The 24,714-nt window shown below is 45.5% G+C and carries 27 protein-coding genes; 19 read left to right on the top strand and 8 right to left on the bottom strand.

Annotated elements, in window-relative coordinates; all coding sequences use genetic code 11:
• Position 1: 1 nt before the first annotated feature.
• The 3 genes from Y79_RS0102485 (at position 2) to ade (ending at position 3,418) form a co-directional block, all read left to right on the top strand.
• Positions 2 to 829 carry a gamma-glutamylcyclotransferase family protein gene (locus Y79_RS0102485; protein WP_016936270.1) on the top strand — a complete coding sequence of 276 codons (828 nt, stop codon included), beginning with the start codon at positions 2 to 4 and terminating at the stop codon, positions 827 to 829.
• Between the two features lie 40 nt (positions 830 to 869).
• Positions 870 to 1,535, top strand: coding sequence for a Ktr system potassium transporter KtrC (gene ktrC / locus Y79_RS0102480; protein WP_016936269.1), 666 nt, complete (start codon positions 870 to 872; stop codon positions 1,533 to 1,535).
• Positions 1,536 to 1,684: 149 nt separating this feature from the next.
• On the top strand, positions 1,685 to 3,418 hold the full coding sequence (ade, locus tag Y79_RS0102475; RefSeq protein WP_016936268.1) for an adenine deaminase: 1,734 nt from the start codon (positions 1,685 to 1,687) through the stop codon (positions 3,416 to 3,418).
• Between the two features lie 32 nt (positions 3,419 to 3,450).
• Here the strand turns inward: ade and rnjA are convergent, their stop codons facing one another.
• Positions 3,451 to 5,118, bottom strand: a complete 1,668-nt coding sequence (rnjA, locus tag Y79_RS0102470) for a ribonuclease J1 (protein ID WP_029575210.1) — start codon at positions 5,116 to 5,118, stop codon at positions 3,451 to 3,453.
• Positions 5,119 to 5,123: 5 nt separating this feature from the next.
• On the bottom strand, positions 5,124 to 5,333 hold the full coding sequence (locus Y79_RS0102465; RefSeq protein WP_016936266.1) for a DNA-dependent RNA polymerase subunit epsilon: 210 nt from the start codon (positions 5,331 to 5,333) through the stop codon (positions 5,124 to 5,126).
• Positions 5,334 to 5,687: 354 nt separating this feature from the next.
• Here Y79_RS0102465 and Y79_RS0102460 point away from each other — a divergent pair, with 354 nt between their 5' ends.
• Positions 5,688 to 6,461: a Cof-type HAD-IIB family hydrolase gene (locus tag Y79_RS0102460; RefSeq protein ID WP_016936265.1), complete on the top strand. Its 774-nt coding sequence runs from the start codon at positions 5,688 to 5,690 to the stop codon at positions 6,459 to 6,461.
• 34 nt (positions 6,462 to 6,495) lie between these two features.
• Here the strand turns inward: Y79_RS0102460 and def are convergent, their stop codons facing one another.
• Together def and Y79_RS01000000119920 are read right to left on the bottom strand one after the other, a co-directional pair.
• Positions 6,496 to 7,050, bottom strand: a complete 555-nt coding sequence (def, locus tag Y79_RS0102455; RefSeq protein ID WP_016936264.1) for a peptide deformylase — start codon at positions 7,048 to 7,050, stop codon at positions 6,496 to 6,498.
• A gap of 112 nt (positions 7,051 to 7,162) precedes the next feature.
• The gene (locus Y79_RS01000000119920) at positions 7,163 to 7,336 is read right to left on the bottom strand and encodes a YjcZ family sporulation protein (RefSeq protein WP_003154542.1); all 174 of its coding nucleotides are present in this window, start codon (positions 7,334 to 7,336) and stop codon (positions 7,163 to 7,165) included.
• A gap of 246 nt (positions 7,337 to 7,582) precedes the next feature.
• Between Y79_RS01000000119920 and Y79_RS0102445 the strand changes: the two genes are divergently transcribed.
• From Y79_RS0102445 to lpdA, 5 genes are all read left to right on the top strand, one after another.
• Complete coding sequence (locus Y79_RS0102445; protein ID WP_016936263.1) at positions 7,583 to 8,251, top strand: YkyA family protein; 669 nt, start codon at positions 7,583 to 7,585, stop codon at positions 8,249 to 8,251.
• Between the two features lie 420 nt (positions 8,252 to 8,671).
• Positions 8,672 to 9,787, top strand: coding sequence for a pyruvate dehydrogenase (acetyl-transferring) E1 component subunit alpha (gene pdhA / locus Y79_RS0102440; protein WP_013352119.1), 1,116 nt, complete (start codon positions 8,672 to 8,674; stop codon positions 9,785 to 9,787).
• A gap of 3 nt (positions 9,788 to 9,790) precedes the next feature.
• Positions 9,791 to 10,768, top strand: a complete 978-nt coding sequence (pdhB, locus tag Y79_RS0102435; RefSeq protein ID WP_016936262.1) for a pyruvate dehydrogenase complex E1 component subunit beta — start codon at positions 9,791 to 9,793, stop codon at positions 10,766 to 10,768.
• A gap of 124 nt (positions 10,769 to 10,892) precedes the next feature.
• Complete coding sequence (pdhC, locus tag Y79_RS0102430) at positions 10,893 to 12,218, top strand: pyruvate dehydrogenase complex dihydrolipoyllysine-residue acetyltransferase (protein ID WP_016936261.1); 1,326 nt, start codon at positions 10,893 to 10,895, stop codon at positions 12,216 to 12,218.
• A 4-nt stretch (positions 12,219 to 12,222) separates the two neighbouring features.
• Positions 12,223 to 13,635, top strand: a complete 1,413-nt coding sequence (gene lpdA, locus Y79_RS0102425) for a dihydrolipoyl dehydrogenase (RefSeq protein WP_016936260.1) — start codon at positions 12,223 to 12,225, stop codon at positions 13,633 to 13,635.
• 49 nt (positions 13,636 to 13,684) lie between these two features.
• Here the strand turns inward: lpdA and Y79_RS0102420 are convergent, their stop codons facing one another.
• Positions 13,685 to 14,059, bottom strand: a complete 375-nt coding sequence (locus tag Y79_RS0102420; protein ID WP_016936259.1) for a hypothetical protein — start codon at positions 14,057 to 14,059, stop codon at positions 13,685 to 13,687.
• Positions 14,060 to 14,307: 248 nt separating this feature from the next.
• Between Y79_RS0102420 and Y79_RS0102415 the strand changes: the two genes are divergently transcribed.
• Together Y79_RS0102415 and Y79_RS1000000120550 are read left to right on the top strand one after the other, a co-directional pair.
• Positions 14,308 to 15,102, top strand: coding sequence for a polysaccharide deacetylase family protein (locus tag Y79_RS0102415; protein ID WP_016936258.1), 795 nt, complete (start codon positions 14,308 to 14,310; stop codon positions 15,100 to 15,102).
• A gap of 113 nt (positions 15,103 to 15,215) precedes the next feature.
• Positions 15,216 to 15,335 (top strand): GapA-binding peptide SR1P, encoded by a 120-nt coding sequence (locus Y79_RS1000000120550; RefSeq protein WP_076982563.1) that lies wholly within the window; start codon positions 15,216 to 15,218, stop codon positions 15,333 to 15,335.
• A gap of 47 nt (positions 15,336 to 15,382) precedes the next feature.
• On the opposite strand, the gene Y79_RS0102410 is transcribed toward Y79_RS1000000120550, so the two are convergent.
• On the bottom strand, positions 15,383 to 16,855 hold the full coding sequence (locus Y79_RS0102410; RefSeq protein ID WP_016936257.1) for an aminotransferase class I/II-fold pyridoxal phosphate-dependent enzyme: 1,473 nt from the start codon (positions 16,853 to 16,855) through the stop codon (positions 15,383 to 15,385).
• A 179-nt stretch (positions 16,856 to 17,034) separates the two neighbouring features.
• Here Y79_RS0102410 and Y79_RS0102405 point away from each other — a divergent pair, with 179 nt between their 5' ends.
• A complete protein-coding gene (locus Y79_RS0102405; RefSeq protein WP_016936256.1) occupies positions 17,035 to 17,301 on the top strand; it encodes a UPF0223 family protein in 267 nt (88 codons plus the stop codon).
• Positions 17,302 to 17,336: 35 nt separating this feature from the next.
• Here the strand turns inward: Y79_RS0102405 and Y79_RS0102400 are convergent, their stop codons facing one another.
• Positions 17,337 to 17,969, bottom strand: coding sequence for a DUF1054 domain-containing protein (locus Y79_RS0102400; RefSeq protein ID WP_016936255.1), 633 nt, complete (start codon positions 17,967 to 17,969; stop codon positions 17,337 to 17,339).
• 238 nt (positions 17,970 to 18,207) lie between these two features.
• On the opposite strand from Y79_RS0102400, the gene Y79_RS0102395 reads away from it, so the two are divergent.
• The 3 genes from Y79_RS0102395 (at position 18,208) to Y79_RS0102385 (ending at position 19,766) form a co-directional block, all read left to right on the top strand.
• Positions 18,208 to 18,396, top strand: coding sequence for a hypothetical protein (locus tag Y79_RS0102395; RefSeq protein WP_003154513.1), 189 nt, complete (start codon positions 18,208 to 18,210; stop codon positions 18,394 to 18,396).
• 133 nt (positions 18,397 to 18,529) lie between these two features.
• Positions 18,530 to 19,327, top strand: a complete 798-nt coding sequence (gene suhB / locus Y79_RS0102390; RefSeq protein ID WP_016936254.1) for an inositol-1-monophosphatase — start codon at positions 18,530 to 18,532, stop codon at positions 19,325 to 19,327.
• Positions 19,314 to 19,766, top strand: coding sequence for a GNAT family N-acetyltransferase (locus tag Y79_RS0102385; protein WP_016936253.1), 453 nt, complete (start codon positions 19,314 to 19,316; stop codon positions 19,764 to 19,766). Before suhB ends, Y79_RS0102385 begins: the two co-directional genes overlap by 14 nt.
• A gap of 49 nt (positions 19,767 to 19,815) precedes the next feature.
• Here Y79_RS0102385 and Y79_RS0102380 read toward each other — a convergent pair whose 3' ends face one another.
• Complete coding sequence (locus Y79_RS0102380) at positions 19,816 to 21,381, bottom strand: M4 family metallopeptidase (RefSeq protein WP_016936252.1); 1,566 nt, start codon at positions 21,379 to 21,381, stop codon at positions 19,816 to 19,818.
• A 322-nt stretch (positions 21,382 to 21,703) separates the two neighbouring features.
• Between Y79_RS0102380 and Y79_RS0102370 the strand changes: the two genes are divergently transcribed.
• The 4 genes from Y79_RS0102370 to Y79_RS0102355 are packed head-to-tail and all read left to right on the top strand — an operon-like array spanning position 21,704 to position 24,712.
• Positions 21,704 to 23,641, top strand: coding sequence for a hypothetical protein (locus Y79_RS0102370; protein ID WP_016936250.1), 1,938 nt, complete (start codon positions 21,704 to 21,706; stop codon positions 23,639 to 23,641).
• Positions 23,631 to 23,900, top strand: coding sequence for a hypothetical protein (locus Y79_RS0102365; RefSeq protein WP_016936249.1), 270 nt, complete (start codon positions 23,631 to 23,633; stop codon positions 23,898 to 23,900). The genes Y79_RS0102370 and Y79_RS0102365 overlap by 11 nt, the downstream gene beginning before the upstream one ends.
• The gene (locus Y79_RS0102360; RefSeq protein ID WP_016936248.1) at positions 23,901 to 24,422 is read left to right on the top strand and encodes a sigma-70 family RNA polymerase sigma factor; all 522 of its coding nucleotides are present in this window, start codon (positions 23,901 to 23,903) and stop codon (positions 24,420 to 24,422) included.
• Positions 24,419 to 24,712, top strand: a complete 294-nt coding sequence (locus tag Y79_RS0102355; protein ID WP_016936247.1) for a zf-HC2 domain-containing protein — start codon at positions 24,419 to 24,421, stop codon at positions 24,710 to 24,712. Before Y79_RS0102360 ends, Y79_RS0102355 begins: the two co-directional genes overlap by 4 nt.
• Positions 24,713 to 24,714: the final 2 nt, after the last annotated feature.

Raw genomic sequence — 24,714 nt, 5'->3', positions numbered from 1 at the left:
CTTGCTTCTTTTTGTATACGGTTTGTTACGGAAGCGTGAAGAAAACCATGAGCTGCTGAAAGGCGCTCCGTGTGTGTGCGAGCAGGCCGCGATAAACGGCGTGCTGTATAAAACAGAAAAAGGTCAGCCCGCGGCGTCTTTAGCAGAAACAGCTTTTGTATACGGAGAATTGTATGAAACAGATCATCAGATGATCCGTAAGCTGGATGCGCATTATGCCGATTTTGACCGGGAGGAAGTCGCCGTGACGACGGATCTCGGGAATAAAACCGCCTTCGCATATGTCGTAAAGCCTGAACAGTGTGCTTCATTCAGCCGGATCAAAAGCGGAGACTGGAAAGAATATCGTTTTATGAAAAGAGAGGATGACAGCCCGGTTTATTATTTCGCTTACGGTTCATGTATGGATAATGCCCGTTTTAAACAGGCGGGGGTCGATCACTTTTTCGCCGAGCCGGTCGGAGGGGCGGTTGCTGAAGGGTATTCAACGAGATTCACGTTAAGGCGTCCTGACGGTTCCAGAGCCGATCTTGTTGAAGACGGCGGCCGTACTGAAGGCGTGCTGTACAAGCTCCCGTTTGAAGCGGCAACCTATCTGTATAAAAGGGAAGGTGTTGATAGCCATACATATCGTCCCGCGTTCATAGAAGTGAATGCCGGCGGCCGTATATACAGGGGCTGCCTGACGTTTCTTGTGCTTGATAAAGCTGAGGAAATTGCGCCTCCGGGTCACTATCAGGAAGAAATCGAACGCGGAGCAGACTTGTATTTATCGCCCGCCTTTTCAGAAAAGCTCAAACGCCATATGAACTCATTGCCGAAAATGTGATACTATTCCTATTAGAGATATTGTTTAAAGGAGTACTGTTATGAGAAAAGAGTTTGCCGTTATCGGTCTCGGACGCTTCGGCGGGAGTATTTGCAAAGCATTAAGTGAAGAAGGCCTTGAGGTCATGGCGATGGATATTGATGAAGATAAAGTAAATGAATATGCCAAAATCGCATCACACGCCGTCATCGGCGACTCAACCGATGAATCGGTGCTGAAAAATCTGGGGCTGCGCAATTTTGACCACGTCATTGTGGCAATCGGTGAAAATATACAGGCGAGCATTTTAACGACGCTGATCTTAAAGGAACTCGGCGTGAACACGATCACGGTCAAAGCGCAGAACGACTATCATGAAAAAGTGCTTGCGAAAATCGGGGCCGACCACATCGTCCACCCTGAACGTGACATGGCAAAACGCATCGCCCACAACATCGTATCAAATAATGTGCTTGATTATTTAGAGCTGTCTGACGAACACAGCATCGTGGAGATCGTAGCCAACAGCAGGCTTGCGGGCAACACACTGCTTGATCTGGACATACGCGCGAAGTACGGCATTAACATCGTGGCCATCAAGAGAGAAAAAGAAGTAATCGTATCTCCGCTGGCGACTGAAATGATCCAAAAAGACGATATTCTCATCGTTATCGGCTCTCTTACGGACATTTCCCGATTTGAAAAAAGAGTGCTTCATACAAAGTGAAAAGCCGTCCGTAAAAGGACGGTCTTTTTTATATGTCAGAATAGAAAGACATTTATCGTGTAAGCGGTATATTCTGCAGTTTTTATTGACTATGATCAGGCGATCCGATAGCATATTGTACCATATAAAGAAAAAGAGGAGGCCTCATTTTGAACAAAGAAACACTGGCTGAACGGCTGAATGCATCGGCCGGCCGACAAAAAGCCGATACCGTCATTAAAAACGGAAAAATCATGGATGTATTTAACCAGGAATGGATTTCTGCAGATATCGCCATTACGGACGGAGTGATCGTCGGGTTGGGTGAGTATGAAGGGGAAGAAGTCATTGATGCAGAAGGCCAAATGATCGTTCCGGGCTTTATTGACGGACATGTTCATATCGAGTCCTCTATGGTTACTCCGATTGAATTTGCAAAAGCAGTCCTCCCTCACGGAGTGACGACTGTCATTACTGATCCTCACGAAATCGCGAACGTTTCGGGGGCAAAAGGCATTTCATTTATGATAGAGCAGGCGAAAAAAGCGCCGCTGAACATCCGTTTCATGCTTCCTTCCTGTGTTCCGGCCGCAAGCTTTGAACGCTCGGGAGCCGTATTAAAAGCCAAAGATTTAAAGCCTTTTTATCAGGAAAAAGAGGTGCTGGGGCTGGCGGAAGTAATGGACTACGTGTCTGTTGCGGAAGGTGAAGAGGATATGCTTCAGAAACTGCTTGATGCCAAGCATTATGGGAAACGGATTGACGGGCATTTAGCCGGACTGTCTTCAGATATCATCAATATATACAGAACCGCGCTAGTGTCAAATGATCATGAAGTGACGACGAAAGAAGAGGCGCTGGACAGAATCAGGCGGGGAATGTATGTCATGCTGCGCGAAGGATCGGTGGCCAAAAATACGCTCAATGTGCTGCCGGCGGTGAACGAAAAAAATGCGCGCCGCTTCTTCTTTTGTACGGATGATAAACATGTGGACGATCTGCTTTCAGAAGGAAGTGTGAACCACCAAGTCAAAATGGCAATAAAAGCGGGACTTGATCCATTCCTTGCGTATCAGCTCGCCAGCTTAAATGCGGCCGAGTGCTACGGCCTTGAAACAAAAGGCGCGGTGGCACCGGGTTTTGATGCAGATCTCTTGTTTATTTCAGATTTGCGGGAGGCTTCCGTCACAAAGACCTTGGTCGCCGGCCGGACCGTTGCCGAGAACGGCTGCCCGGTTTATGAGCAGTCCGCCGGCTCTTATTCTCCGGATCAAGCGCTGTTGGATACAGTACGGCTGAAAGCGCCGCTGACTGAATCAGATTTTCATATGCCGATTCAAGAGGGCAGGCTAATGAATGTAATCGAAATCATACCAAATCATTTAGAGACGAGGAAAAAAGAAGTCCCTGCACCGTCTGCCGGCACATTTTGTCCTGATACAGAAAATGATTTATTAAAAATCGCCGTCGCTGAACGCCACAGCGGAGAAAAAATGATAGGTCTCGGGATTGTACAAGGGTTCGGATTAAAAGAAGGCGCCATTGCCACAACCATTTCTCACGATTCCCACAACATCATCGCTGTCGGTACAAACGATGCCGATTTGGCAAAAGCAATCAACAGGCTGCGTGAAACCGGAGGAGGGCTGACAGCCGTGAAAAACGGAGAATTGCTTCACTCTGTCCCGCTTCCGATCGCCGGGCTTTTGTCTGATAAGTCTGCGGAATGGGTGAATGACAGCCTGGGCGTGCTTCATGAAAAGCTTCCTCTGCTCGGATTCACCGGTAATTTCAATCCGTTTCTTACATTATCGTTTTTAGCGCTTCCGGTGATTCCGGATATTAAAATGACGGCAACCGGTCTGTTTGATGTCAAAGCCTTTCAGCATATTCCGCTGCAATAAAAAAACTGCACTCATCACGAGTGCAGTTTTTTTTAGACCTCCATAATGATCGGAAGGATCATCGGACGGCGTTTTGTTTTTTCATATAGGAACGGAGCGAGCGTGTCGGTAATTTCGTTTTTAATTTCGGACCACTGCGTTGTTTTTCGATCCATTACTTTCTCAAGATGGTTCGAAATGAGCTGCTGTGCGTCGTTGATTAAATCACCGGATTCTCTCATGTATACAAAACCTCTTGAAATTAAATCAGGTCCTGCTGATACTTTAAAGTCGTCCATGTTGATGCTGACAACAACGATAACAAGGCCTTCTTCTGAAAGAATGCGGCGGTCGCGGAGCACGATATTGCCGATATCACCGATTCCGCTTCCGTCAATGTAAACGGAGCCGGACGGGATTTTGCCTGCCACGGCGGCTTCTTCGCCTTTGAGCGCCAGCACTTCGCCATTGTCCATAATAAAGCAGTTTTCTTCAGGAATGCCGCAATCAGTCGCGAGTTTGACGTGCATTTTCTGCATTCTGTATTCCCCGTGAATCGGCATGAAGAACTTCGGTTTAATCAGGCGGAGCATTAATTTTTGTTCTTCCTGTCCGCCGTGTCCGGATGTATGGATGTCATTCAGCGAACCGTGAATGACTTCTGCGCCCGCACGGTACAACTGGTTGATGGTGCGGCTTACGCTGATTGTGTTTCCGGGAATCGGAGAAGAAGAAAAGACAACCGTATCTCCGGGATTAATGGATATCTGACGGTGCGTGCCGTTAGCGATGCGTGATAGCGCCGCCATCGGTTCACCCTGGCTGCCCGTACATAAAATCGTTACTTTATTGGCAGGTATACGGTTGATTTCGTTATGCTCAATAAACGTATTTTTAGGGCAGCTGATGTAACCGAGAGTCTGTCCAATTTCAATAGCCGATTCCATACTGCGTCCGAATACGGCAACTTTTCTGCCGTTTAAAACGGCAGCTTCAATCACTTGCTGAAGACGGTGAATGTTCGAAGCGAATGTCGCAAATATAATTCTGCCGTCCACTTTTCGGAAAATATCGTGAATGCTTTCGCCTACACGGCGTTCTGACATGGTGAAATCGGGCACCTCACTGTTCGTGCTGTCAGAAAGCAGGCACAAAACGCCTTCTTTCCCGATTTCGGCCATCTTTGTCAAGTTTGCCGGTTCGCCTACCGGTGTGAAATCGAACTTAAAGTCTCCGGTATGTACGATATTGCCCGGCGGTGTTTTGACGACGATTCCGTATGAATCCGGAATGCTGTGTGTCGTTCTGAAGAAGGATACAGACGTCTTCCGGAACTTAACGATGTCGTCTTCACCGATGATGTTTAATTTTGTCTGTCTTAACAGTCCGTGCTCTTCAAGTTTATTCCGAAGTAAGCCGATCGCGAGTTTACCGCCGTAAACGGGAATATTGACTTGTCTGAGCAGGTACGGAATACCGCCGATATGGTCTTCGTGACCGTGGGTGATAAACAGACCTTTAATTTTGTCTTCGTTTTTTACTAAATACGTGTAATCGGGGATTACGTAATCAATGCCGAGAAGTTCATCTTCAGGAAACTTAATTCCCGCATCAATCAGTACAATCTCATCCTGAAACTGCACCCCGTACGTATTTTTCCCGATCTCGCCCAATCCGCCGAGGGCAAAAACGGCAGTCTGGTCATTTTTTACAAATTTCATTCCGCTCATAACTCCAATACTTTAAAATTTTCGCTCTGCTTCTCATATTCTAAAAAAGCACCGTCCACAGGCTGAACAAATTCAATGTTGTATTTCTTATCTTTCAGTTTTGTTCTGACGTCCCGTTCTGAAACGCCCTCAATGTAAAGTGAATCTGTATTTTCCCGTACAGGTACTTCGTCAGCCTTCTTTTGATAAAATACCTTATAAATCATCCAAATCTCTCCTTAAATGCCGTATGTTAGACTCGCTTATTCTATTATATTCGAAAACGGATTATAAGGAAAGTCTCGAGCAAAAAAGGGACTTTCAAAAACCGAAAGATCCCTTCTACGCGATGACTTTTTTCCGGAGCATTCCGCCCCACTGTCTTCTGAGTTTCTTCCGTAACCGGCGCAGCATCATATACCTCCTTTAAAGCCCTTTATAGCAGTAGTATGCGGCAAAACCGGATTTGTTTTCGTGGGTAAAATTGGAATTTCGTCAAGGCTGTTTGCCGGAAGAAAAACTTTCTGTATGATGAGATTGAACAAGACACGACTGATAAACGGGATAAAGGAGAAATTGACATGAAACCAAAACTGATCTTTTTTGATATTGACGGCACGATCTATGACCATGATAAACATATCCCCGATAGCGCAAGAAACGCCGTGGCGGCGCTTCAAGAGGCCGGCCATCACGTTTTTATCGCCAGCGGGCGGTCTCCGTTTATGGTAAAGCCGATTCTGGAAGAGCTGGAGATTGAATCATTTATTTCATACAACGGCCAATATGTCGTGTTTGAAGGCGATGTTATTTATAAAAATCCGCTGCCGGAAGATGCAGTCGCGCGTTTATTAAAGCAGGTGGCAGAAGGGGAGCACCCCGTCGTATTCATGGCGGAAGACACGATGAAAACGACCGTTCCGGGACATCCGCACGTCTCCGAAGGAATCGGCAGTCTGAAAGCGCCTTATCCCGAAGTTGATGAAACATTTTATAAAGGAAAAGATATTTATCAGCTGCTTTTATTCTGCCGCGGACATGAAGAAAAAGCATACGCAGCTTTTCCGGAGTTTGATTATGTCCGCTGGCATGAACTGTCAACGGATGTGCTTCCGAAGGGCGGTTCAAAAGCGGAAGGCATTAAAAGAGTGCTTGAGCGCCTTCCGTACAGCATAAGCGACACTTATGCCTTCGGCGACGGACTAAATGATCTAGAGATGATCCGTTTTGTCGGCACCGGGGTGGCGATGGGAAATGCAGTTCCGGAATTAAAGGCTGCCGCTGATTTCGTCACAAAGCCGGTGGATGAAGAGGGAATCAGCTGGGCTGTCAAAGAACTGGGGCTTTTGAAATGAAGAAAACCGGCACTTAAAGAAGTGCCGGTTCTTTTTAACGGTCAATAGCAATGGCGTTTTCAGGTTCTTTTAACGGATTTTCTTGATCGATATGATCGTAAAACATCACACCGTTCAAATGGTCGATCTCATGCTGAAACACGATGGCCGGAAAACCTTTGAGGCGGATGTCAATCTGTTCCCCTTCAAGCGTCGTCGCCTTTACTCGGATGCGTGCGTAGCGCGGCACATAGCCGGGAATGGGTTCGTCTACTGACAGGCAGCCTTCTCCGCTCGTCAAGTAGCTTTTTTCTACTGAGTGGCTGACGATTTTAGGGTTGAAAAGGGCATAGCTGTATAAAGTGCCTTTCGCATCTTCAGCATGAACGGCGATCATCCGTTTTTTTACGTTTATTTGAGGAGCGGCAAGACCGACTCCGGGACGAAGGTTGTATTTCTCGGCTAATTCAGGATTTTGGCTGTTTTTCACAAACTCAATCATATCAGCAAGTTGCTGTTTTTCTTCGTCAGAAGCGGGAAGCCGGACCTCTTCAGCGATCTCTCTGAGCACGGGATGTCCGTCGCGGACAATATTTTCCATAGTAATCAAGAAACTTCACTCCTAAAGCTTAATATGTAAATTATAGCGAACTTCCTTATCGCGGCGCAACGAAACAATTGGCCGGCCATAGCAGGCCGGCCGATGTTCATGGTGTATAAGGTCAGCAGCCGCAGCCTAAATAAGCGGCACCGACGATGATTAATAAGATAAACAATACGACGATTAATGCGAATGTGCGGCCGTAACCGCCTCCGCAGCCGTATCCGTATCCGCCATAACCGTATCCGCCGCAACAACCGCCGCCAAATCCGCCGCCAAATCCATATCCGTACATAAAAAAACCTCCTCTTTGAATTACGCTGACCCTTTTCAGCAGGGCCGGCGTCTACTATAAACTATGTAAAAGCCAAAAAGATGTATGGTCATCCGCCCTGTTTTCTCAATTTTTTACGCAAGTACGCTCTGGCGAAGCTATAAATGTCTTTGCCCAAAAATTCCGGGAATACCAATTACAGCTCAGCTATTGTCAAAAGGCGTTCTGGCTTCTATAGTGGAAATTGTCAAGATTGGGGGATTTTAAGTGAATATGTTACAAAAAAAGATGCTGGCGGGAATCGGAGCGCTCGCCGCCGCAAGTATGCTGCTTGCAGGCTGCGGGGAGAAAGACCCGGTTGAAACAATTCATGATTCGATGGAAAAAGCCGTACAGGCGGAAAAACCGTTTCAAAAAGAGCAGAAAACATTAGAAAAATTAGAGAAAAAGGAAGATGAGCTGTATAACGAAGTCATTCAGCTGAATATGAATGATTACGAAAAAATCGTCTCACTTTCGGATGAGGCCCTTAAAAACGCGGAACAGCGCAAGCAGCATCTGAAAACGGAAAAAGACAGCATGGACAGTTCGAAAAAAGAATTTGAAACCGTCACACAAACAGCCGGATCGATTAAAGACCGGTCCATTAAGAAAAAGGCGCAAGCAGCAGCCTCACATATGGAAAAACGCTATGATTTATACGGCGGACTCTATAAAGACTATATGAAAGCCATTCAATATGATAAAGAATTGTACAGCGCCATTAAGAAAAAAGACCTGACTGCAGAAGACCTCGACAAGAAGATCGGCAAAGTGAACGATTCCTACAAAAAGGTATTAAAGCGGGGCGGAGCGTTTAACAAGCAGACGAAAGAGTATAATCAGGCCAGAGAAGAGCTGTATAAAGAGGCCGGCTTTCATGTCAATGAAAGCTGAAAACGATGAAAGGTGCCGGATGCCCGGCCCTTTTTTTATGCGGAAAAAAGGATTCTGAATTCTATTGTAGTACAGCAGGTGTATGTATACTAGTACAGTTTCGGCGGATGAACAGCTTGTCCCGCCGGAAAAATATAAAGCGAATACATTTATTTAAAATCAACATTTAAAACGATTGACGGGTCTTCTTTATTTAGTGTAAACTTATCCATGTTAAGCGGTGTTGTATCAGTCTTTTACAACTCCGAAATAATACAGTTCAGATCAGATAGTGATGATCCTACATAAAGGTTTCGGCAAACTGGGGATAGGCTAAATATATACGACTTGCTGCTAATACTTTAGGGTATCCTAAGTTTGTATGTATACAGGAATGCACGTCTAATGACTGTTTAAAAGAAAGGAAGAGGTGACTTTAGTATGGCTGCAAAAACGAAAAAAACAATCGTTGACAGTAAGAAGCAATTTGATGCCATTAAGAAGCAGTTCGAAACGTTCCAAATTTTAAATGAAAAGGGAGAAGTCGTGAATGAAGCGGCGATGCCTGATTTAACAGATGATCAATTAAAAGAGCTTATGCGCCGCATGGTATACACACGCGTGCTTGATCAGCGCTCTATCTCATTAAACCGTCAGGGACGTCTCGGTTTCTACGCTCCTACTGCCGGCCAGGAAGCTTCACAAATCGCAACGCATTTCGCGCTTGAAAAAGAAGATTTCGTTCTTCCGGGCTACCGCGATGTGCCTCAATTAATCTGGCACGGTCTGCCGCTTTACCAAGCGTTCTTATTCTCCCGCGGACACTTCCGCGGAAACCAAATGCCAGATGATGTGAACGCCCTTTCTCCGCAAATCATTATCGGTGCTCAATACATCCAAACTGCCGGTGTAGCGCTCGGTCTTAAAAAACGGGGTAAAAAAGCCGTAGCTATCACATACACAGGTGACGGCGGCGCCTCTCAAGGGGACTTCTACGAAGGAATCAACTTTGCCGGAGCTTACAAAGCGCCAGCAATCTTCGTAGTGCAAAATAACCGCTATGCGATTTCAACTCCTGTTGAAAAACAATCAGCGGCTCAAACAATCGCTCAAAAAGCGGCCGCAGCAGGTATTGTCGGCGTTCAGGTTGACGGTATGGATGCCCTTGCGGTGTACGCTGCAACTGCTGAAGCGCGCGAACGCGCAATTAACGGCGAAGGCCCGACACTGATCGAAACACTTACGTTCCGTTACGGTCCGCATACAATGGCCGGTGACGATCCGACTAAATACCGCACGAAAGAAATCGAAAACGAATGGGAGCAGAAAGATCCGCTCGTCCGTTTCCGCGCTTTCCTTGAAAACAAAGGCCTGTGGTCTGAAGAAGAAGAAAGCAAAGTAATTGAGGCTGCAAAAGAAGAAATTAAGCAGGCCATCAAAAAAGCAGATGCTGAACCGAAGCAAAAAGTGACTGATTTAATCAAAATCATGCACGAAGAATTGCCTTACAACCTAAAAGAGCAATTAGAAACTTATACACAGAAGGAGTCGAAGTAAGCCATGGCGCAAATGACAATGATTCAAGCAATCACGGATGCGTTACGCACAGAACTGAAAAATGACGAAAATGTCTTAGTTTTCGGAGAAGACGTTGGTGTTAACGGCGGCGTATTCCGTGCGACTGAAGGATTGCAAAAAGAATTCGGTGAAGACCGTGTATTTGATACGCCGCTTGCTGAATCCGGTATCGGCGGTCTCGCTCTTGGTTTAGGGTTAAACGGTTTCCGTCCGGTTATGGAAATCCAATTCTTCGGATTCGTATATGAGGTAATGGATTCAGTTTCAGGCCAAATGGCCCGTATGCGCTACCGTTCAGGCGGCCGCTGGAGTTCTCCGGTGACAATCCGTTCTCCATTCGGCGGCGGGGTTCACACTCCTGAACTTCACGCTGACAGCTTAGAAGGCCTTGTGGCTCAGCAGCCGGGTATTAAAGTCGTTATTCCGTCTACTCCGTATGACGCAAAAGGACTTTTAATTTCTGCAATCCGTGACAACGACCCAGTCGTTTTCTTAGAACATATGAAACTTTACCGTTCTTTCCGTCAGGAAGTTCCTGAGGAAGAATACACAATTGAGCTTGGAAAAGCTGACGTGAAACGCGAAGGTGCTGACCTTTCTATCATCACATACGGCGCAATGGTTCATGAGTCGCTTAAAGCTGCTGAAGAGCTTGAAAAAGAAGGCGTTTCTGCTGAAGTTATCGACCTTCGCACTGTAAGCCCGCTTGATATCGATACGATTATCGCCTCTGTTGAAAAAACAGGCCGCGCAATTGTCGTGCAAGAGGCTCAAAAACAAGCAGGTGTCGGCGCCAACGTTGTAGCTGAAATCAATGACCGCGCGATCCTGAGCCTGGAAGCTCCGGTACTGCGTGTCGCAGCGCCTGATACAGTATTTCCTTTCTCGCAAGCTGAGAGCGTATGGCTTCCAAACCATAAAGACGTTCTTGAAACTGCGAAAAAAGTTCTTGAATTTTAATCAGGCTTCATAACAGGAGGGAAAGACACACGTTCTTTTCCTCTATTATAAACCTGTTTTTAAAGGTTCAATGCTTGCGTATGCATAACTAAAATTTGCTTAATCAACTAGGAGGTCGAAAACTGTGGCATTTGAATTTAAACTTCCGGATATCGGGGAAGGTATCCACGAAGGCGAAATCGTAAAATGGTTTGTTAAGCCAAACGACGAGGTAGAAGAAGACGATGTACTGGCTGAAGTGCAAAATGATAAAGCAGTGGTAGAAATTCCTTCACCTGTTAAAGGAAAAGTATTAGAATTAAAAGTTGAAGAGGGAACGGTTGCAACTGTTGGACAAACGATTATTACGTTTGACGCACCTGGTTACGAAGATCTTCAATTTAAAGGAAGCGACGAATCCGGCGATGCGAAAACTGAAGCGCAAGTTCAGTCTTCCGCTGAGGCAGGACAGGACGTAGCGAAAGAAGAACGCGCAGCAGAGCCTGCAAAAGAAACTGGCGCAGGACAGCAGGACCAAGCGGAAGCTGATCCGAACAAACGCGTGATCGCTATGCCTTCTGTACGCAAATATGCACGTGAAAAAGGCATTGATATCCGCAAAGTAACAGGTTCAGGGAATAACGGACGTGTTGTAAAAGAAGATATCGACAGCTTTGTAAACGGCGGAGCTCAAGAAGCGGCACCGCAAGAAACAGCGGCGCCTCAGGAAACGGCTAAACCTGCAGCGGCTCAGGCTCCTGAAGGCGAGTTCCCTGAAACACGCGAAAAAATGAGCGGTATCCGTAAAGCGATTGCTAAAGCAATGGTGAACTCTAAGCATACTGCACCGCACGTAACTCTTATGGATGAAGTTGACGTAACAAATCTTGTTGCTCACCGCAAACAGTTCAAACAAGTTGCTGCTGATCAAGGCATCAAGCTGACTTACCTGCCTTACGTCGTAAAAGCCTTAACATCCGCTCTGAAAAAATTCCCTGTTTTAAACACATCTATTGATGATAAAACAGATGAAGTGATCCAAAAACATTACTTCAACATCGGAATTGCAGCGGATACTGAAAAAGGCCTGCTTGTGCCGGTAGTGAAAAATGCCGACCGTAAAGCCGTTTTCGAAATCTCTGATGAAATTAACAGCCTTGCTACAAAAGCGCGTGAAGGCAAGCTTGCACCTGCGGAAATGAAAGGCGCTTCTTGCACAATCACAAATATCGGTTCTGCCGGAGGCCAATGGTTCACACCGGTTATCAACCACCCAGAGGTTGCGATTCTCGGTATCGGCCGCATCGCTGAAAAGGCGATCGTCCGCGACGGTGAAATTGTAGCTGCTCCTGTCTTAGCTCTTTCTCTCAGCTTTGACCACCGTATGATTGACGGAGCAACTGCACAAAATGCGTTAAACCACATCAAGCGTTTACTGAACGATCCACAACTTATTTTAATGGAGGCGTAATGTTATGGTAGTAGGAGATTTCCCTATTGAAACAGATACTCTTGTGATTGGTGCGGGACCTGGCGGCTATGTAGCTGCCATCCGCGCTGCTCAGCTTGGACAAAAAGTAACAGTCGTTGAAAAAGCAACTCTTGGAGGCGTTTGTCTGAACGTCGGCTGTATTCCTTCAAAAGCGCTTATCAATGCAGGCCATCGTTACGAGAATGCAAAACACTCAGATGACATGGGGATCACTGCTGAGAACGTAAAAGTTGACTTTACAAAAGTCCAAGAATGGAAAGCTTCTGTTGTAAATAAGCTTACCGGCGGTGTTGCAGGTCTTTTAAAAGGAAATAAAGTGGACGTTGTAAAAGGCGAAGCTTATTTCGTAGACAGCAACTCTGTACGTGTAATGGATGAGAACTCTGCGCAAACATACACATTTAAAAACGCGATCATTGCTACCGGTTCTCGCCCTATCGAATTGCCAAACTTCAAATATAGCGAACGTGTTCTGAACTCTACAGGCGCACTGGCGCTTAAAGAAATTCCGAAAAAACTCGTTGTTATCGGCGGCGGATATATCGGTACCGAGCTTGGAACAGCGTATGCAAACTTCGGAACTGAATTGGTGATTTTAGAAGGCGGAGATGAAATTCTTCCTGGCTTCGAAAAACAAATGAGTTCTCTCGTTACCCGCAGACTGAAGAAAAAAGGCAACGTTGAAATCCATACAAGCGCTATGGCTAAAGGCGTTGAAGAAAGACCTGACGGCGTAACAGTTACGTTCGAAGTAAAAGGCGAAGAAAAAACGGTTGATGCTGATTACGTATTAATCACTGTCGGACGCCGTCCGAACACTGATGAGCTCGGCCTTGAGCAAGTCGGTATCGAAATGACTGACCGCGGTGTCATTAAAACGGACAAGCAGTGCCGAACAAACGTATCGAATATTTACGCAATCGGTGACATCATTGACGGCCCTCCATTGGCTCACAAAGCGTCTTACGAAGGTAAAATCGCTGCGGAAGCTATTGCGGGAGAGCCTGCTGAAATCGATTACCTCGGTATTCCGGCGGTTGTATTCTCTGAGCCTGAACTGGCTTCTGTCGGTTACACTGAAGCACAGGCGAAAGAAGAAGGCATTGAAGTCGTTGCTGCTAAGTTCCCGTTTGCTGCAAACGGACGCGCGCTGTCTCTTAACGAAACTGACGGCTTCATGAAGCTGATCACTCGTAAAGAAGACGGTCTTGTGATCGGTGCGCAAATTGCCGGCGCGAGCGCTTCTGACATGATTTCTGAATTGAGCCTGGCGATCGAAGGCGGAATGACTGCTGAAGATATCGCAATGACAATTCACGCTCACCCGACATTGGGCGAAATCACAATGGAAGCTGCCGAAGTGGCAATCGGAAGCCCGATCCATATCGTAAAATAATCATTGCAAGAAAATGAACAGCCCCCGCTTTTAAAAGCGAGGGCTGTTTTTATTGTGCAAGCACATGCTGCATAGGCTTGATAATATCCTCTTTTTTCTTTACCGCGCCTTCAATCTTCATGACGACATGCCGGTGATTGACTACCATCAGTGCCGGGAATGTGTTGATTTCTTCTTCCCAGCCCTTTCTGTTGTCATAAACTTTCATTTGATCAACATGATGGGGGTATTTCTTTTCTAAATCAAGAATCGCATCGTAGTAAGGAACTTCTTTATCTATATGATTTTCATCGGAAAAAAACAAGATTTGAGTGTGATGAATGCTGTCGATCCGGTTATTTTTGAACGGACTGACAGTAGAAACCGAACAGCTTGACAGAACGAACAGCATCAAAAAAAAGGGAATCACCGTACGGTAGCGCATCTATCTTACTCCTCTGTTTTATATAATATATTGGTTCATCCATTTATAAGGACTATATCAAGTGTATCACGATAGGTGAAAAACCTAAGGCTTGTTACTTAATTGTTATATAATTGAAACCGTTTTTAATGAAGAAATAATACGTGTGACAACTTGTGAAGCCGATGTGTAAAAAAGGCACATTATTTTTCGTGAGAGCGCTGTTTTTTCGTTATACTGTGGGCAAAACCATATCAGGAGGGATTGTCATGTATAAAGCCGCTGCCGCCGTTATATGGATGTGCTTGCTCGTCGGCTGCCAATCAACTGAAAAAACGCAAACAAATAAACAACCCCATTCTCAAGCTGCGGTCAATCATGCTAAACAGGAAAACACTCATACAAAAGAGGAAAAACAGAAGGCAGAGCCCCGTTACTATATCAATCCGAAAACCTTTGCCGTGGAAAAACTGGATGACCAGAAAGACAAAAAACCGATTGCATTGTTAACGATAGATGATGCACCCGATCAGCATGCCGCTGAGATTGCGGACAAACTGCATGATCTCCATGCGTCAGCGATCTTTTTTGTGAACGGCCAATTTTTGAAAAAAGATGAAAATAAGAAAGCGCTTCAGCATATTCATGAGTTAGGCTTTATGATCGGAAATCATACAATGACTCATCAAAATTTAAAAGACCTTTCCGAACAAAAACAACGGGAAGAAATCATCGGCGTCAATAAAGCCGTTGAAAAGATAACCGGGGAGAAACCGGCGTTTTTCAGGGCGCCTTTCGGAAGCAATACGGACTACAGTGACAAACTTATAAAACAAGAAGGTATGGTGAAAATGAACTGGACCTTCGGCTACGATTGGGATCAGAAATATCAATCCAAAAAAGCGCTTACCGATATCACGCTGAGCAGCCCTTATCTGCGGGACGGCGCCAACATATTGATGCATGACCGGAAGTGGACGGCCGAAGCCATGCCGGACATTGTAAAAGGATTGCGTACTAAAGGATATACCGTGATTGATCCTCGAGCTATAAAAAGACCGTAAAAAATAAATGTGTTATACAATTTATCGGTTGACATATTAAATGTGACATAATAATATAATAACAACAAGTAAGAATTAAGCGTTTTCAAATTCTGAGAAATGGGGAATGAGAGATGGGTACGATTGTTTGCCAAGACTGTAACGAAGCGATTCATTACTTTGAGGATGAGAAGGTAACGACGTTATACGGAACATGCTGCGGACAATGCCGGTGTCATCTTGAAGAAGAGTAAAAAGTGTAAAAAAGCCCGAAACGATTTCGTTTCGGGCTTCTTTATCTTTATTGGATGGCTTTTTGTTCTTTGATGACTCTGATCATTTCAAGCGTCGCGTCTTCCGGACCCTGCACGGGAAGGCCGGCGTCCAGGTTTTTGAAAATGTAGCTGATGTTTTCTTCAGTAATGATTTCGCCCGGAATAAAGATCGGAATTCCCGGCGGATACACCATGACAAACTCTGCAATGATCTGTCCCGCGGATTCTTTTAACGGAATGACTTCCGTATTTGCATAAAACGCGTCTCTTGGCGTCATCGCTAACAGAGGAATTTCAGGAAGCAGAACTTCCGTTTGCTGATGAGCATATTCATTGGCAGCAGCCTGCTTTGAAATGTCTGTAAGCGCGTTTACGAGGCGGTCGGCATCTCCTGCTCTGTCTCCGGGAGTGAAAATACATAATATGTTATACAAATCGGACAGCTCGACTTCGATATTATATGATTCGCGCAGCCATTTTTCAATGTCATGCCCGGTCAGGCCGAGGTTTTTGACCGAAATGATTAATTTAGTCGGATCATAACTGAAGGCGGCTTTAGATCCTGTGATTTCTTCGCCGACACAGCGAATGCCTTCAATTTGATTGAGGCGTTCCCGTGTCTGATTCGCCAGCAGAATCGTATCTTCAAGAAGGCCGCGGCCTTCTGTAGCGAGCCGCTTTCTTGCGACATCAAGTGAAGCGAGAAGCAGATAGGATGTTGATGTTGTCGTCAGCATGCTTAAAATCGACTGGACTCTTTCTTTGGACACAAGGCCTTCTCTCACATTTAAAATGGAACTCTGCGTCAGAGAGCCGCCTAATTTGTGCACACTTGTGGCTGCCATATCAGCGCCCGCCTGCATGGCGGACAAAGGAAGCTTATCATGAAAATGAATATGCACGCCGTGCGCTTCATCGACAAGAACAGGCACATTGAAAGAATGCGCGAGCTTGACGATGCTGCTCAGATCAGCCGCCACACCGAAATACGTCGGATTGATGACAAGCAGACCTTTTGCGTCAGGGTGCTCAGTCAAAGCCCGCTCGGCAGACTCAAGCGTAATGCCGTGAGAAATCCCAAGCTCATCGTCAATTTCCGGGTGTATAAAAATCGGCACCGCTCCGGAAAATACAATGGCCGTCATAATGGATTTATGAACGTTTCTTGGGATGATGATTTTATCTCCGGGTCCGCATACGGCCATGACCATCGTCATAATGGCGCCGCTCGTCCCTTGTACGGAAAAGAAGGTGTGGTCTGCGCCGAATGCTTCTGCGGCCAGGTCCTGCGCTTCTTTAATGATGCCCTTTGGCGCATGTAAATCATCCAAAGGTTCAATATTAATTAAATCTATGCTTAACGCGTTTTCTCCGATAAATTGTCTGAATTCCGGATCCATTCCCGCGCCTTTTTTATGGCCCGGAATGTGGAATTGGACAGGCTGTCTGTCCGCGTGCTTTTTCAGTCCGCTGTACAGGGGTGTTTCATGTTGCGGCAATTGTTTTCCCACCTTTATCATAATACCTACGGATTAGTTTGTATTACATTCAGTATGATTACCCGTTTTTTAAACGTAAAACAAATGAATTATATTATGAACTTGAAAGAAAGTAAAGAACAATTTATGATCTATGGAAGATGCTTATTTTGAGCATGATTATAAAGGAGTGAAGACATTTGGAATATCAATATCCGATGAATGAAGACTGGACGACAGAGGAGGCCGTGGATGTCATTGCGTTTTTTCAGCAGGTGGAAAACGCCTATGAAAAAGGAACTGACCGCAACAGGCTTCTGGATGCGTACCGCCGCTTTAAAGAAATCGTTCCCGGAAAGGCGGAGGAAAAGAAAATCTGCAGCCAATTTGAAGCGGACAGCAGCTATTCCCCGTATCGGACTGTGAAAGAGGCGAAACAATCAGATCAAGCGGTTATCAAAATGTAAACAAAGCGAGCCGGAAACCGGCCCGCTTTTTTATGTTATGAGACTTTCTGAGTCAGTGTGTATAAAAAGGAAAGCTTCTTAAAAGTATCTTCAATGGTTTGCAGGAATTCATTGTTGTTCATGTTGATCACGTCTTCTTTTTGCAGCTGAATGCCGCATAAAAGCTCTGCTTTTTTTACGGTCTGCAGACGTTCAAATAATGTTTTCAGCTGCTCCTGATCCATGTCGGACTGCTTGTACGCACCTGGCTTCGTATGATCCGGCGACCATACAAAATGACCGGGAATCTGTTTTGTGATTTCCTCCTGCTTCGCTTCCAGCAATCTGCCGTATTCCTCTTTTATCGGAGACTCATAAATGATGGCAAACCATACAAACATATGGGTATCCCATAGTCCGATCTGGAAGTGGGGGAGCTTCTTATAGCCGCGTTTGCTGTTTGCAAAGGCAACCCAGCTGTCAGCCGGCGGGTTGACAGATCTTCTCGCGTGCTTGGCGACATGAGGGAACATTTCATCTCCGGTCAATGCCGACAATGTCGGTGCGAAATGTTCTCCTAAAAGAGTCAGCTTCGGACGCACTTGTTCTTTTAACACCTCCATGCGCGGATCTAATCCTTCTATTGTAAATGTGTCAAAGTCTTCTTTTGTAAAACGCATCTGAGTCATCTTTTTCCTCCTTATCGTAAGTATTCATATTTTACCACAGCCCCTGCCGGCCGCAAAAACATTGAGAACGTTTGAGCGGAGAGGAGTGGTGGTAAAAAATGAATAGGTAAACACACAATTTTAAGAATGTTGTTACAGCCGAATATAAGTTTCCATAGGATATAAGAAGTATCATTAATAATGAATTGGAAAATGGGATGCTTTTTTAACAAATGATCTCTGGAAGGGGCGAAAGACAATGAGGCAAGTGGTGAAGGAAGGATTCAGGGAGGAAAAAAATAACCGTGTAGCTGTCTGGAGACTAGAGGTTGATTATGAATTGGCAACCCTTTATGAGGCCATGCAAAAAGAGAATGAAGATCAAATCGATCTCAGTAAAAGAAAACTGGAACGTCTCAGAAAAGAATGGATTCGTCTTAACGGATAAAGAATAGTAAAAACGAACCGCAGGAAATGGTTCGTTTTTACGTGAGAAGGCATTTTTTTCATTTTCCTTGCTTTTTAATTGTTTTTATCAGTATGCTATAGAGTAAGCTATACATAGAAAAGAGGTACACGGTATGACAAATTGGACGGAAATTGATGATATCGCAAAACAATGGGTAAAAGAAGCCGGAACGAGAATCAGACAATCCATGCAGGAAAGCTTGACGATTGAAACAAAATCAAATCCGAATGATTTAGTCACAAATATGGATAAAGAGACGGAACGCTTTTTCATTGACCGTATACAGGGAACTTTTCCCGGACACCGCATCCTCGGCGAAGAAGGGCAGGGAGATAAGCTCCGCTCCCTGGACGGAATCGTTTGGATCATTGATCCGATTGACGGGACGATGAATTTTGTCCATCAAAAGCGGCATTTCGCAATCTCCATCGGTATTTTTGAAGACGGAAAAGGCAAAATCGGCTTAATTTATGATGTGATGCAGGACGAGCTGTATCATGCATTCAGCGGAAAAGGGGCATATCTGAACGACACGCCGCTTGCTCCTTTAAAAGAGGTTTCTATTGAAGAATCGATTATTGCAATCAATGCCACATGGGTGACGGAAAACAGAAGAATCGACCCGAGTATTTTGGCGCCGCTCGTAAAACGGGTAAGAGGAACGCGTTCCTACGGCTCGGCGGCACTTGAGCTGGCCAGTGTTGCGGCCGGCCGCATTGACGCATACATCACAATGAGGCTCGCGCCGTGGGATTACGCTGCCGGCTGCGTGCTGCTGAACGAAGTCGGCGGCATTTACACGACAACAGACGGCGAACCGTTTACGTTTTTAGATAACCACAGCGTGCTTGCGGGAAATCCGGCGATACATAAAATCATCTTTGACGACTATTTACATGCTGACAGATAGGGAGTTTGAAGAAGAAGATCTGGAATTTCTGGAGCAGCTGGCGGCGGCACACCCGGTGTGGAGAGCCGAAGAATTCGGAACAAAAAATGCGGCGGAGTTTATGCTTGCATACTCCATGTACAATGGAACGTGGCTCGTATGGGAGCTTGACGGCGCTCCTGCCGCCGTCAGCTTTCACTTAGAATGGGCGCCTTCAAACGGAAAACCGTGGCTCGGGACTGTGGCCGTCGCCCCAGAGGCAAAAGAGAAAGGAATCGGACGGGCGGTCATTGAAGAGATTGCCGGCCGGCTGAGAGCGGAGCATAAAGCGATGTTTGCAGCCGTTCCCCTGGACAGGCAGGAATGGGTGCTGTTTTTAAGCCAATGCGGTTTTGAACAGCTGAAGCTTGAAAAAGACGATCGGGAAAAGACATATATGATCATGGTGAAGCCATTGTGAAATATATCAGATATAAAAAAGAGACCGGATATCCGGTCTCTTTTCTTATTTACAAGCCGACTGAATTCCAGGCCGCTTCTACGCTTGCAGCATCCTGAGAGCCGTAAAGGTCCCGTGCTGATTGAATCAAAGCTGCTTTTGCATCTTTAAAGGTTGATGACGGAGTGAGGTATACCGTCAGGGCGCGATAGTAAATCTGCTCCGCTTTGTTCACGCCGATTTTTGTAATCGTATTGTAAGCGGCTTTGTTCGGAATTCCGCTGTTTGTATGCACACCGCCGTAGTCGCCGGCATCAGTGTTCGGAAGGTTTTTGTAATTTTTGTAGTTGTCAGGCTGTCCGTATTTTGTCGGATTTGATAAGCTGCGGAGAGCCGGCTGGCTGACCGTAATATCTTCACCGATATCCCAGTCCTCAGTATCGTTGAAGTACCCGAATACATCAGAGAAGGATTCATTTAAAGCGCCCGGCTGATTTTCATAGTTCAGGTTGGCTGTTTCCTGTGTAACGCCATGTGTCATTTCATGGGCCGTTACGTCCATTGAACCGGAAAGAGGCGAGAAGAATGAACCGTCACCGTCTCCGTAAATCATTTGGTCGCCGATCCAGGCTGCGTTATTGTATCTGCTGCCGTAATGAACGGAGGATACGATCTTGCCGCCTCTATTGTCGTAGCTGTTGCGTTTAAACTTCTGATAGAAATAATCATACACTTTGCCGAGGTTGTAATGCGCATCAACGGCAGCGCGCTGAGAAGAAGTTGTAAACTGGTTTGTGGTGCTGGATACGAGTGTGCCCGGCAGGTTATACTCGCGGTTTTGCAGATCGTACGTAATAATTTGTGTTCCGGTAGGTTTAGAAAGATCGCGCAGCACATATTTGCCGCTTTCAGAAGAAATATTTAATGAGACCGTTTTTCCTTTAAGAGTCGTACCTGTTCCGGTTGCAGCCGCATGTTCCACTTTGTTTTGCTTTTTCAGGATTTTCCCAGTTTCTGCATCAACGGTTACTTCCCAGTTTGCAGGTTCCGGTTCGATATAGCGGATCGTTACATCATAGGCGAGGCGGTATTTTCCGTCTTTTGTAGCTGCTGCTTTGAGCTCGGCTTTATTTTTGTTTGCGACGTTTCCGTTAGAAACGGCTTCAGGTGATTTGCCGATTGCTTTAAAAGCATGGTCCAGCGCCTGATTTGCAGATAATTTTTTGCTGTTTGCCGTTTTGGCAGAAGCATCGTTGTTTAATTCACCGTTAATCGCATAGACGTTGTTGGATTTATCAACGTGAATAATGACTTGAGAGTCTTTCACAGGCACACCGTTCACGACAGGCACATAACGGAAGTGTTTATAGCCGAGATCATCGGTTGTTTGGTCAATCAGCTTCAGCCTTTCAGAAGGATTGCCTTTAAAGACTTTGCCGTTTTGTTTCAAATATTGCTTGATTGCTTTGTCACTGACAGAAGGCAATTCAGATTGCACCAAAGAATGCTTCGGCACAAAATTTGTCATGTTTTCTTTAAGCTGAGGATTCTCAGCGGCCTGAACACCCGGCAGACTGATCGTTAAACCTATAAAAGAAGCGGCGACAGCAACAGACAATTTCTTACCTAAACCCACAATAAATCCCCCTTTTTGAAAATAATGAAAACTTATATTGTTATAATAAACCAGCAATCTCTCATTCTGCAATATAAAACTAGACTCCGCAGCTGAATTGATAGAATCGTCCCGTACAGGCTCCTGGGAGGCGGTGTCAGGGGATAAGCCGAGAGGCACGTGTCGGAATAGACATGAGTCGAATGACGCGATTTCTTCTGAAAAAAATGACAGATGAAGACGGGAAAAATGATAGGGGAAAAATGTTAGGATCTTTAAAACTTTTTTTAATGCCGGTTGTCTAAACGGGTGAGGCCTTAATAAACGTAAAGGATTGTTACAGATGTCAGAGATTTTCAGTCATTTTATTCAGCATTTCGACAGATATTTCATTTTGAGCAGACAGAGTGTGTTGATCATCCAGTGGTCGTCCGTCTGCCTTGCTGTTTTATACGGGCTGACTTTCCATCCGAAAATCAGCTCTGAAAGAGTTTGGTTTTATGGCGGGATCATGCTTCGGGCCGTATTATTGGCTGGCATAACGATTGAATTGGTTCATCAGGTGCAGAGCACTCACTTTAGCGCGCACTATTTGACAACGGAAGAAAGAGAGCTTCTTCCGATCGTTCATCTCTTAATGTACGGATATGTGCTGCTCACCGCGTTTCACTATATGCTGATGCCGCAGGAGCAGAGGGGAAAGGGCATGTTTTATACGTTTGATCTCACTGTGGTGACACTGCCCGTCATTCAGCTGATCTTCAGTTTTTTTGCTTTCTGGAACAGCAATCGTGACACGATGGCTGCAGAGGATATCGTCTCCTCGCTGTGTTCCGTTGCGGTTGTTTTACTCCTTCTGATTTCTATGAATGTTTTATTTTTTAAAATGTATTGGAAACCGAGGCCGGTTTTTATCGGCGTGTTTTATGCAGCGGTCATCGGGCTATTGGTGTGGGTGCTCTCTCCGTCCTCGGCCGGGGTATCAAAAGATTACGGCAGGCTTCTCCCGTTTACGGTGTATTTAACAATGGCGGGTTTTCTGATGACCCACCATTTATTTCATCGGTCAGACAGGATCAGACGGCGGACGAAAAGCTTTCTTGCGGCGGCCGCGGCCGCTGGTTTTATTGTCTTTTTGAATCCGGTGTACAACGCAGGAGATGCCGCATTTGCGGTTTCAAAACCGATAGCTGAAGATTCTGTTGATTATGTGGGCGAACATATTACTTCAGACCAGGCGGAACGGATCCTTACGTCATTTTTTCCCGCTGAGAATCCGATTTATTTGACAGAAACCAATCAGGATCTCCATTACTTTTACCGCTTTAAAACGGAAGATTATGAAGCGGAAGTGGACGAGGTTTCCCGAATGATTACAAATTATCAATATCTTAAAAAACCGGAAGGCCGGACATTAACAGAAGAAGAGTACCGGAAAAAGTCGCTGGATTTCTTGTCGGTACACGGCCGAAAACTAAAAACACAAGGCATTCAGACAACAGTGAGAAAAGAAGACGGACAGTTTGTCGTGGAGATCGCGCCGAAAAGACAAGGGAAGCATCACGAACAAACGGGTGCTGTATTTTACTGGGAAAAAGAAACGATCATGGGTTTTTCAGAAGACCCGTCTATTTATCAGCTTCAGTCGCTGCCGCAGGTGCACATGAAGGAAAAAGACATAATGAAAGCATCAAAAGCCGTCTTTCATACGCTGCAAATGCCTGGTCAGACATTTGAAATCACAAATACAGATATCAACAGCCTGATCGGCAGCAGTGTGACCGTAACAGCGAATAACGGGGCGGAGCTGGTATTTGATGCCGAATCCGGGCGCCTTGTGAAAATCAGAATCTCATCAGGCAGCACCGTTTTGACAAAAAAAGAACTTCAGAAGAGGCTTTTTACATTGCTGGGCGCGGATACTTCAAAGCTTAAGCAAATTGACAAATCGGAAGACGGTCTCGTTTTTGAAAACCTTGAAGGAACATCCGTTTTTACGCTCCGAAATGAAGAAGGCATGATAGAGGCCTCATCCTGCGGACAGGTAAGCGCCAAAACATTCCCGCATACATACAGAGACGGGGAAACAGCCTTCAAAAGAGTGGCGGGGGCATATAACGGCATCATTTATAAAAAGCGGGTGAAGCCTGTCAAAGCGGTGAAAGACGGCGTAACATATAACGCATGGCTCGTTATTATTCAGCCGTTCGGTTCAAACCGCCATGACGCATATGTAGTAAACGCGGATACTTACGAGGCGGTGAACCTTTATGAACAATAAAGAAAGAAAGGCTGTCTTCTTCGATTTATACGACCTGTATAAGGAAGGGGAACTTGAAGGCGGTACGCTTCAATGGATGAAAGAACATGAACCTGAATTTGGAGCAGAGGCGGAAAACAGAAAAAGACAGAATGAACATGATATGAAGCCGCCGCCGGGCGACATCCGCCAAATTAAATATATGAAATGCCTGACGTATGGACTGTATGGTTTCTTCATTGTGCTCTCAATCTGGATGACAGTGTGGTTTTATTTTTAAATGAAAAACAAGGTGTCAATTGAACAGTTGTACCGTGAACATTATCAAGATATTATGTATTACCTTTACAGACGCACACATCACGCTGAGACCGCTAAAGATCTCGCTCAGGATACATTTATGAAAGCATTTAACGGGCTTGAGTCATTTAAGGGGCACTCGTCTATCCGCACGTGGCTCTATGCAATTGCCCACCATACCTTCATCAATTGGTACAGACGGGACAGAAAATACCAATTTTCAGATATCACCTTGAATGAAGGGCTTCAGCAAACAACATATGAACTGCCGGAGCATTACGTTGACCGGACAGACACAAAGAACGCGCTGGCCGGGCAGATTCAGCGTCTGAAAAATGATCAGCAGACCGTTTTAATTTTAAGGGAATTTCAAGAGCTGTCATACGAAGAGATTGCTGATATTTTGGGTTGGAGCCTGCCGAAGGTGAAGAGCACCTTATACAGGGCGAGAATGCAGCTGAAACAGCACTTGGCGGAAAAAAGGAAGGACGGACACATATGACTTGCTGTTTAGTGAGAGATTTACTCCCTTTATATATTGAAGGCGATTGTGAAACAGAAACAGAGCGGTATATTTTCCGCCATCTTGATACATGCGGTGAGTGCAAAAGGGTATATCATATGATGAAGGAGCCGCTTGACTTTGGCGAAGCTGAGATGAAGGCGCCGGACGGTTATGAAGACGAGGAGAGGCGGTTTCAGGAAAGATATTACGGGAGGCTGCTGACAAATGCCGCCTGTATGTTCGGAGCTGTATTTCTCATCATGCTTGCGCTTAAACTGCTGAATTAAAA

Origin of the sequence: Bacillus siamensis KCTC 13613 (assembly GCF_000262045.1) — a bacterium.
GTDB classification, from domain to species: domain Bacteria; phylum Bacillota; class Bacilli; order Bacillales; family Bacillaceae; genus Bacillus; species Bacillus siamensis.
This window is presented reverse-complemented; position numbering and strand designations above follow the sequence as displayed.

Bases quoted from the DNA above. Each gene is read 5' to 3' on its own strand.
- Y79_RS0102370 (WP_016936250.1), top strand. From the start codon at position 21,704: ATGTCAGAGATTTTCAGTCATTTTATTCAGCATTTCGACAGATATTTC.
- Y79_RS0102400 (WP_016936255.1), bottom strand. From the start codon at position 17,969: ATGACTCAGATGCGTTTTACAAAAGAAGACTTTGACACATTTACAATA.
- rnjA (WP_029575210.1), bottom strand. From the start codon at position 5,118: ATGAAATTTGTAAAAAATGACCAGACTGCCGTTTTTGCCCTCGGCGGA.
- Y79_RS0102465 (WP_016936266.1), bottom strand. From the start codon at position 5,333: ATGATTTATAAGGTATTTTATCAAAAGAAGGCTGACGAAGTACCTGTA.
- Y79_RS0102385 (WP_016936253.1), top strand. From the start codon at position 19,314: ATGCTGACAGATAGGGAGTTTGAAGAAGAAGATCTGGAATTTCTGGAG.
- Y79_RS0102355 (WP_016936247.1), top strand. From the start codon at position 24,419: ATGACTTGCTGTTTAGTGAGAGATTTACTCCCTTTATATATTGAAGGC.
- Y79_RS0102420 (WP_016936259.1), bottom strand. From the start codon at position 14,059: ATGCGCTACCGTACGGTGATTCCCTTTTTTTTGATGCTGTTCGTTCTG.
- Y79_RS0102395 (WP_003154513.1), top strand. From the start codon at position 18,208: ATGAGGCAAGTGGTGAAGGAAGGATTCAGGGAGGAAAAAAATAACCGT.
- pdhA (WP_013352119.1), top strand. From the start codon at position 8,672: ATGGCTGCAAAAACGAAAAAAACAATCGTTGACAGTAAGAAGCAATTT.
- lpdA (WP_016936260.1), top strand. From the start codon at position 12,223: ATGGTAGTAGGAGATTTCCCTATTGAAACAGATACTCTTGTGATTGGT.
- suhB (WP_016936254.1), top strand. From the start codon at position 18,530: ATGACAAATTGGACGGAAATTGATGATATCGCAAAACAATGGGTAAAA.
- Y79_RS0102365 (WP_016936249.1), top strand. From the start codon at position 23,631: ATGAACAATAAAGAAAGAAAGGCTGTCTTCTTCGATTTATACGACCTG.
- ktrC (WP_016936269.1), top strand. From the start codon at position 870: ATGAGAAAAGAGTTTGCCGTTATCGGTCTCGGACGCTTCGGCGGGAGT.
- Y79_RS0102415 (WP_016936258.1), top strand. From the start codon at position 14,308: ATGTATAAAGCCGCTGCCGCCGTTATATGGATGTGCTTGCTCGTCGGC.
- Y79_RS0102360 (WP_016936248.1), top strand. From the start codon at position 23,901: ATGAAAAACAAGGTGTCAATTGAACAGTTGTACCGTGAACATTATCAA.
- pdhB (WP_016936262.1), top strand. From the start codon at position 9,791: ATGGCGCAAATGACAATGATTCAAGCAATCACGGATGCGTTACGCACA.
- Y79_RS01000000119920 (WP_003154542.1), bottom strand. From the start codon at position 7,336: ATGTACGGATATGGATTTGGCGGCGGATTTGGCGGCGGTTGTTGCGGC.
- Y79_RS0102460 (WP_016936265.1), top strand. From the start codon at position 5,688: ATGAAACCAAAACTGATCTTTTTTGATATTGACGGCACGATCTATGAC.
- Y79_RS1000000120550 (WP_076982563.1), top strand. From the start codon at position 15,216: ATGGGTACGATTGTTTGCCAAGACTGTAACGAAGCGATTCATTACTTT.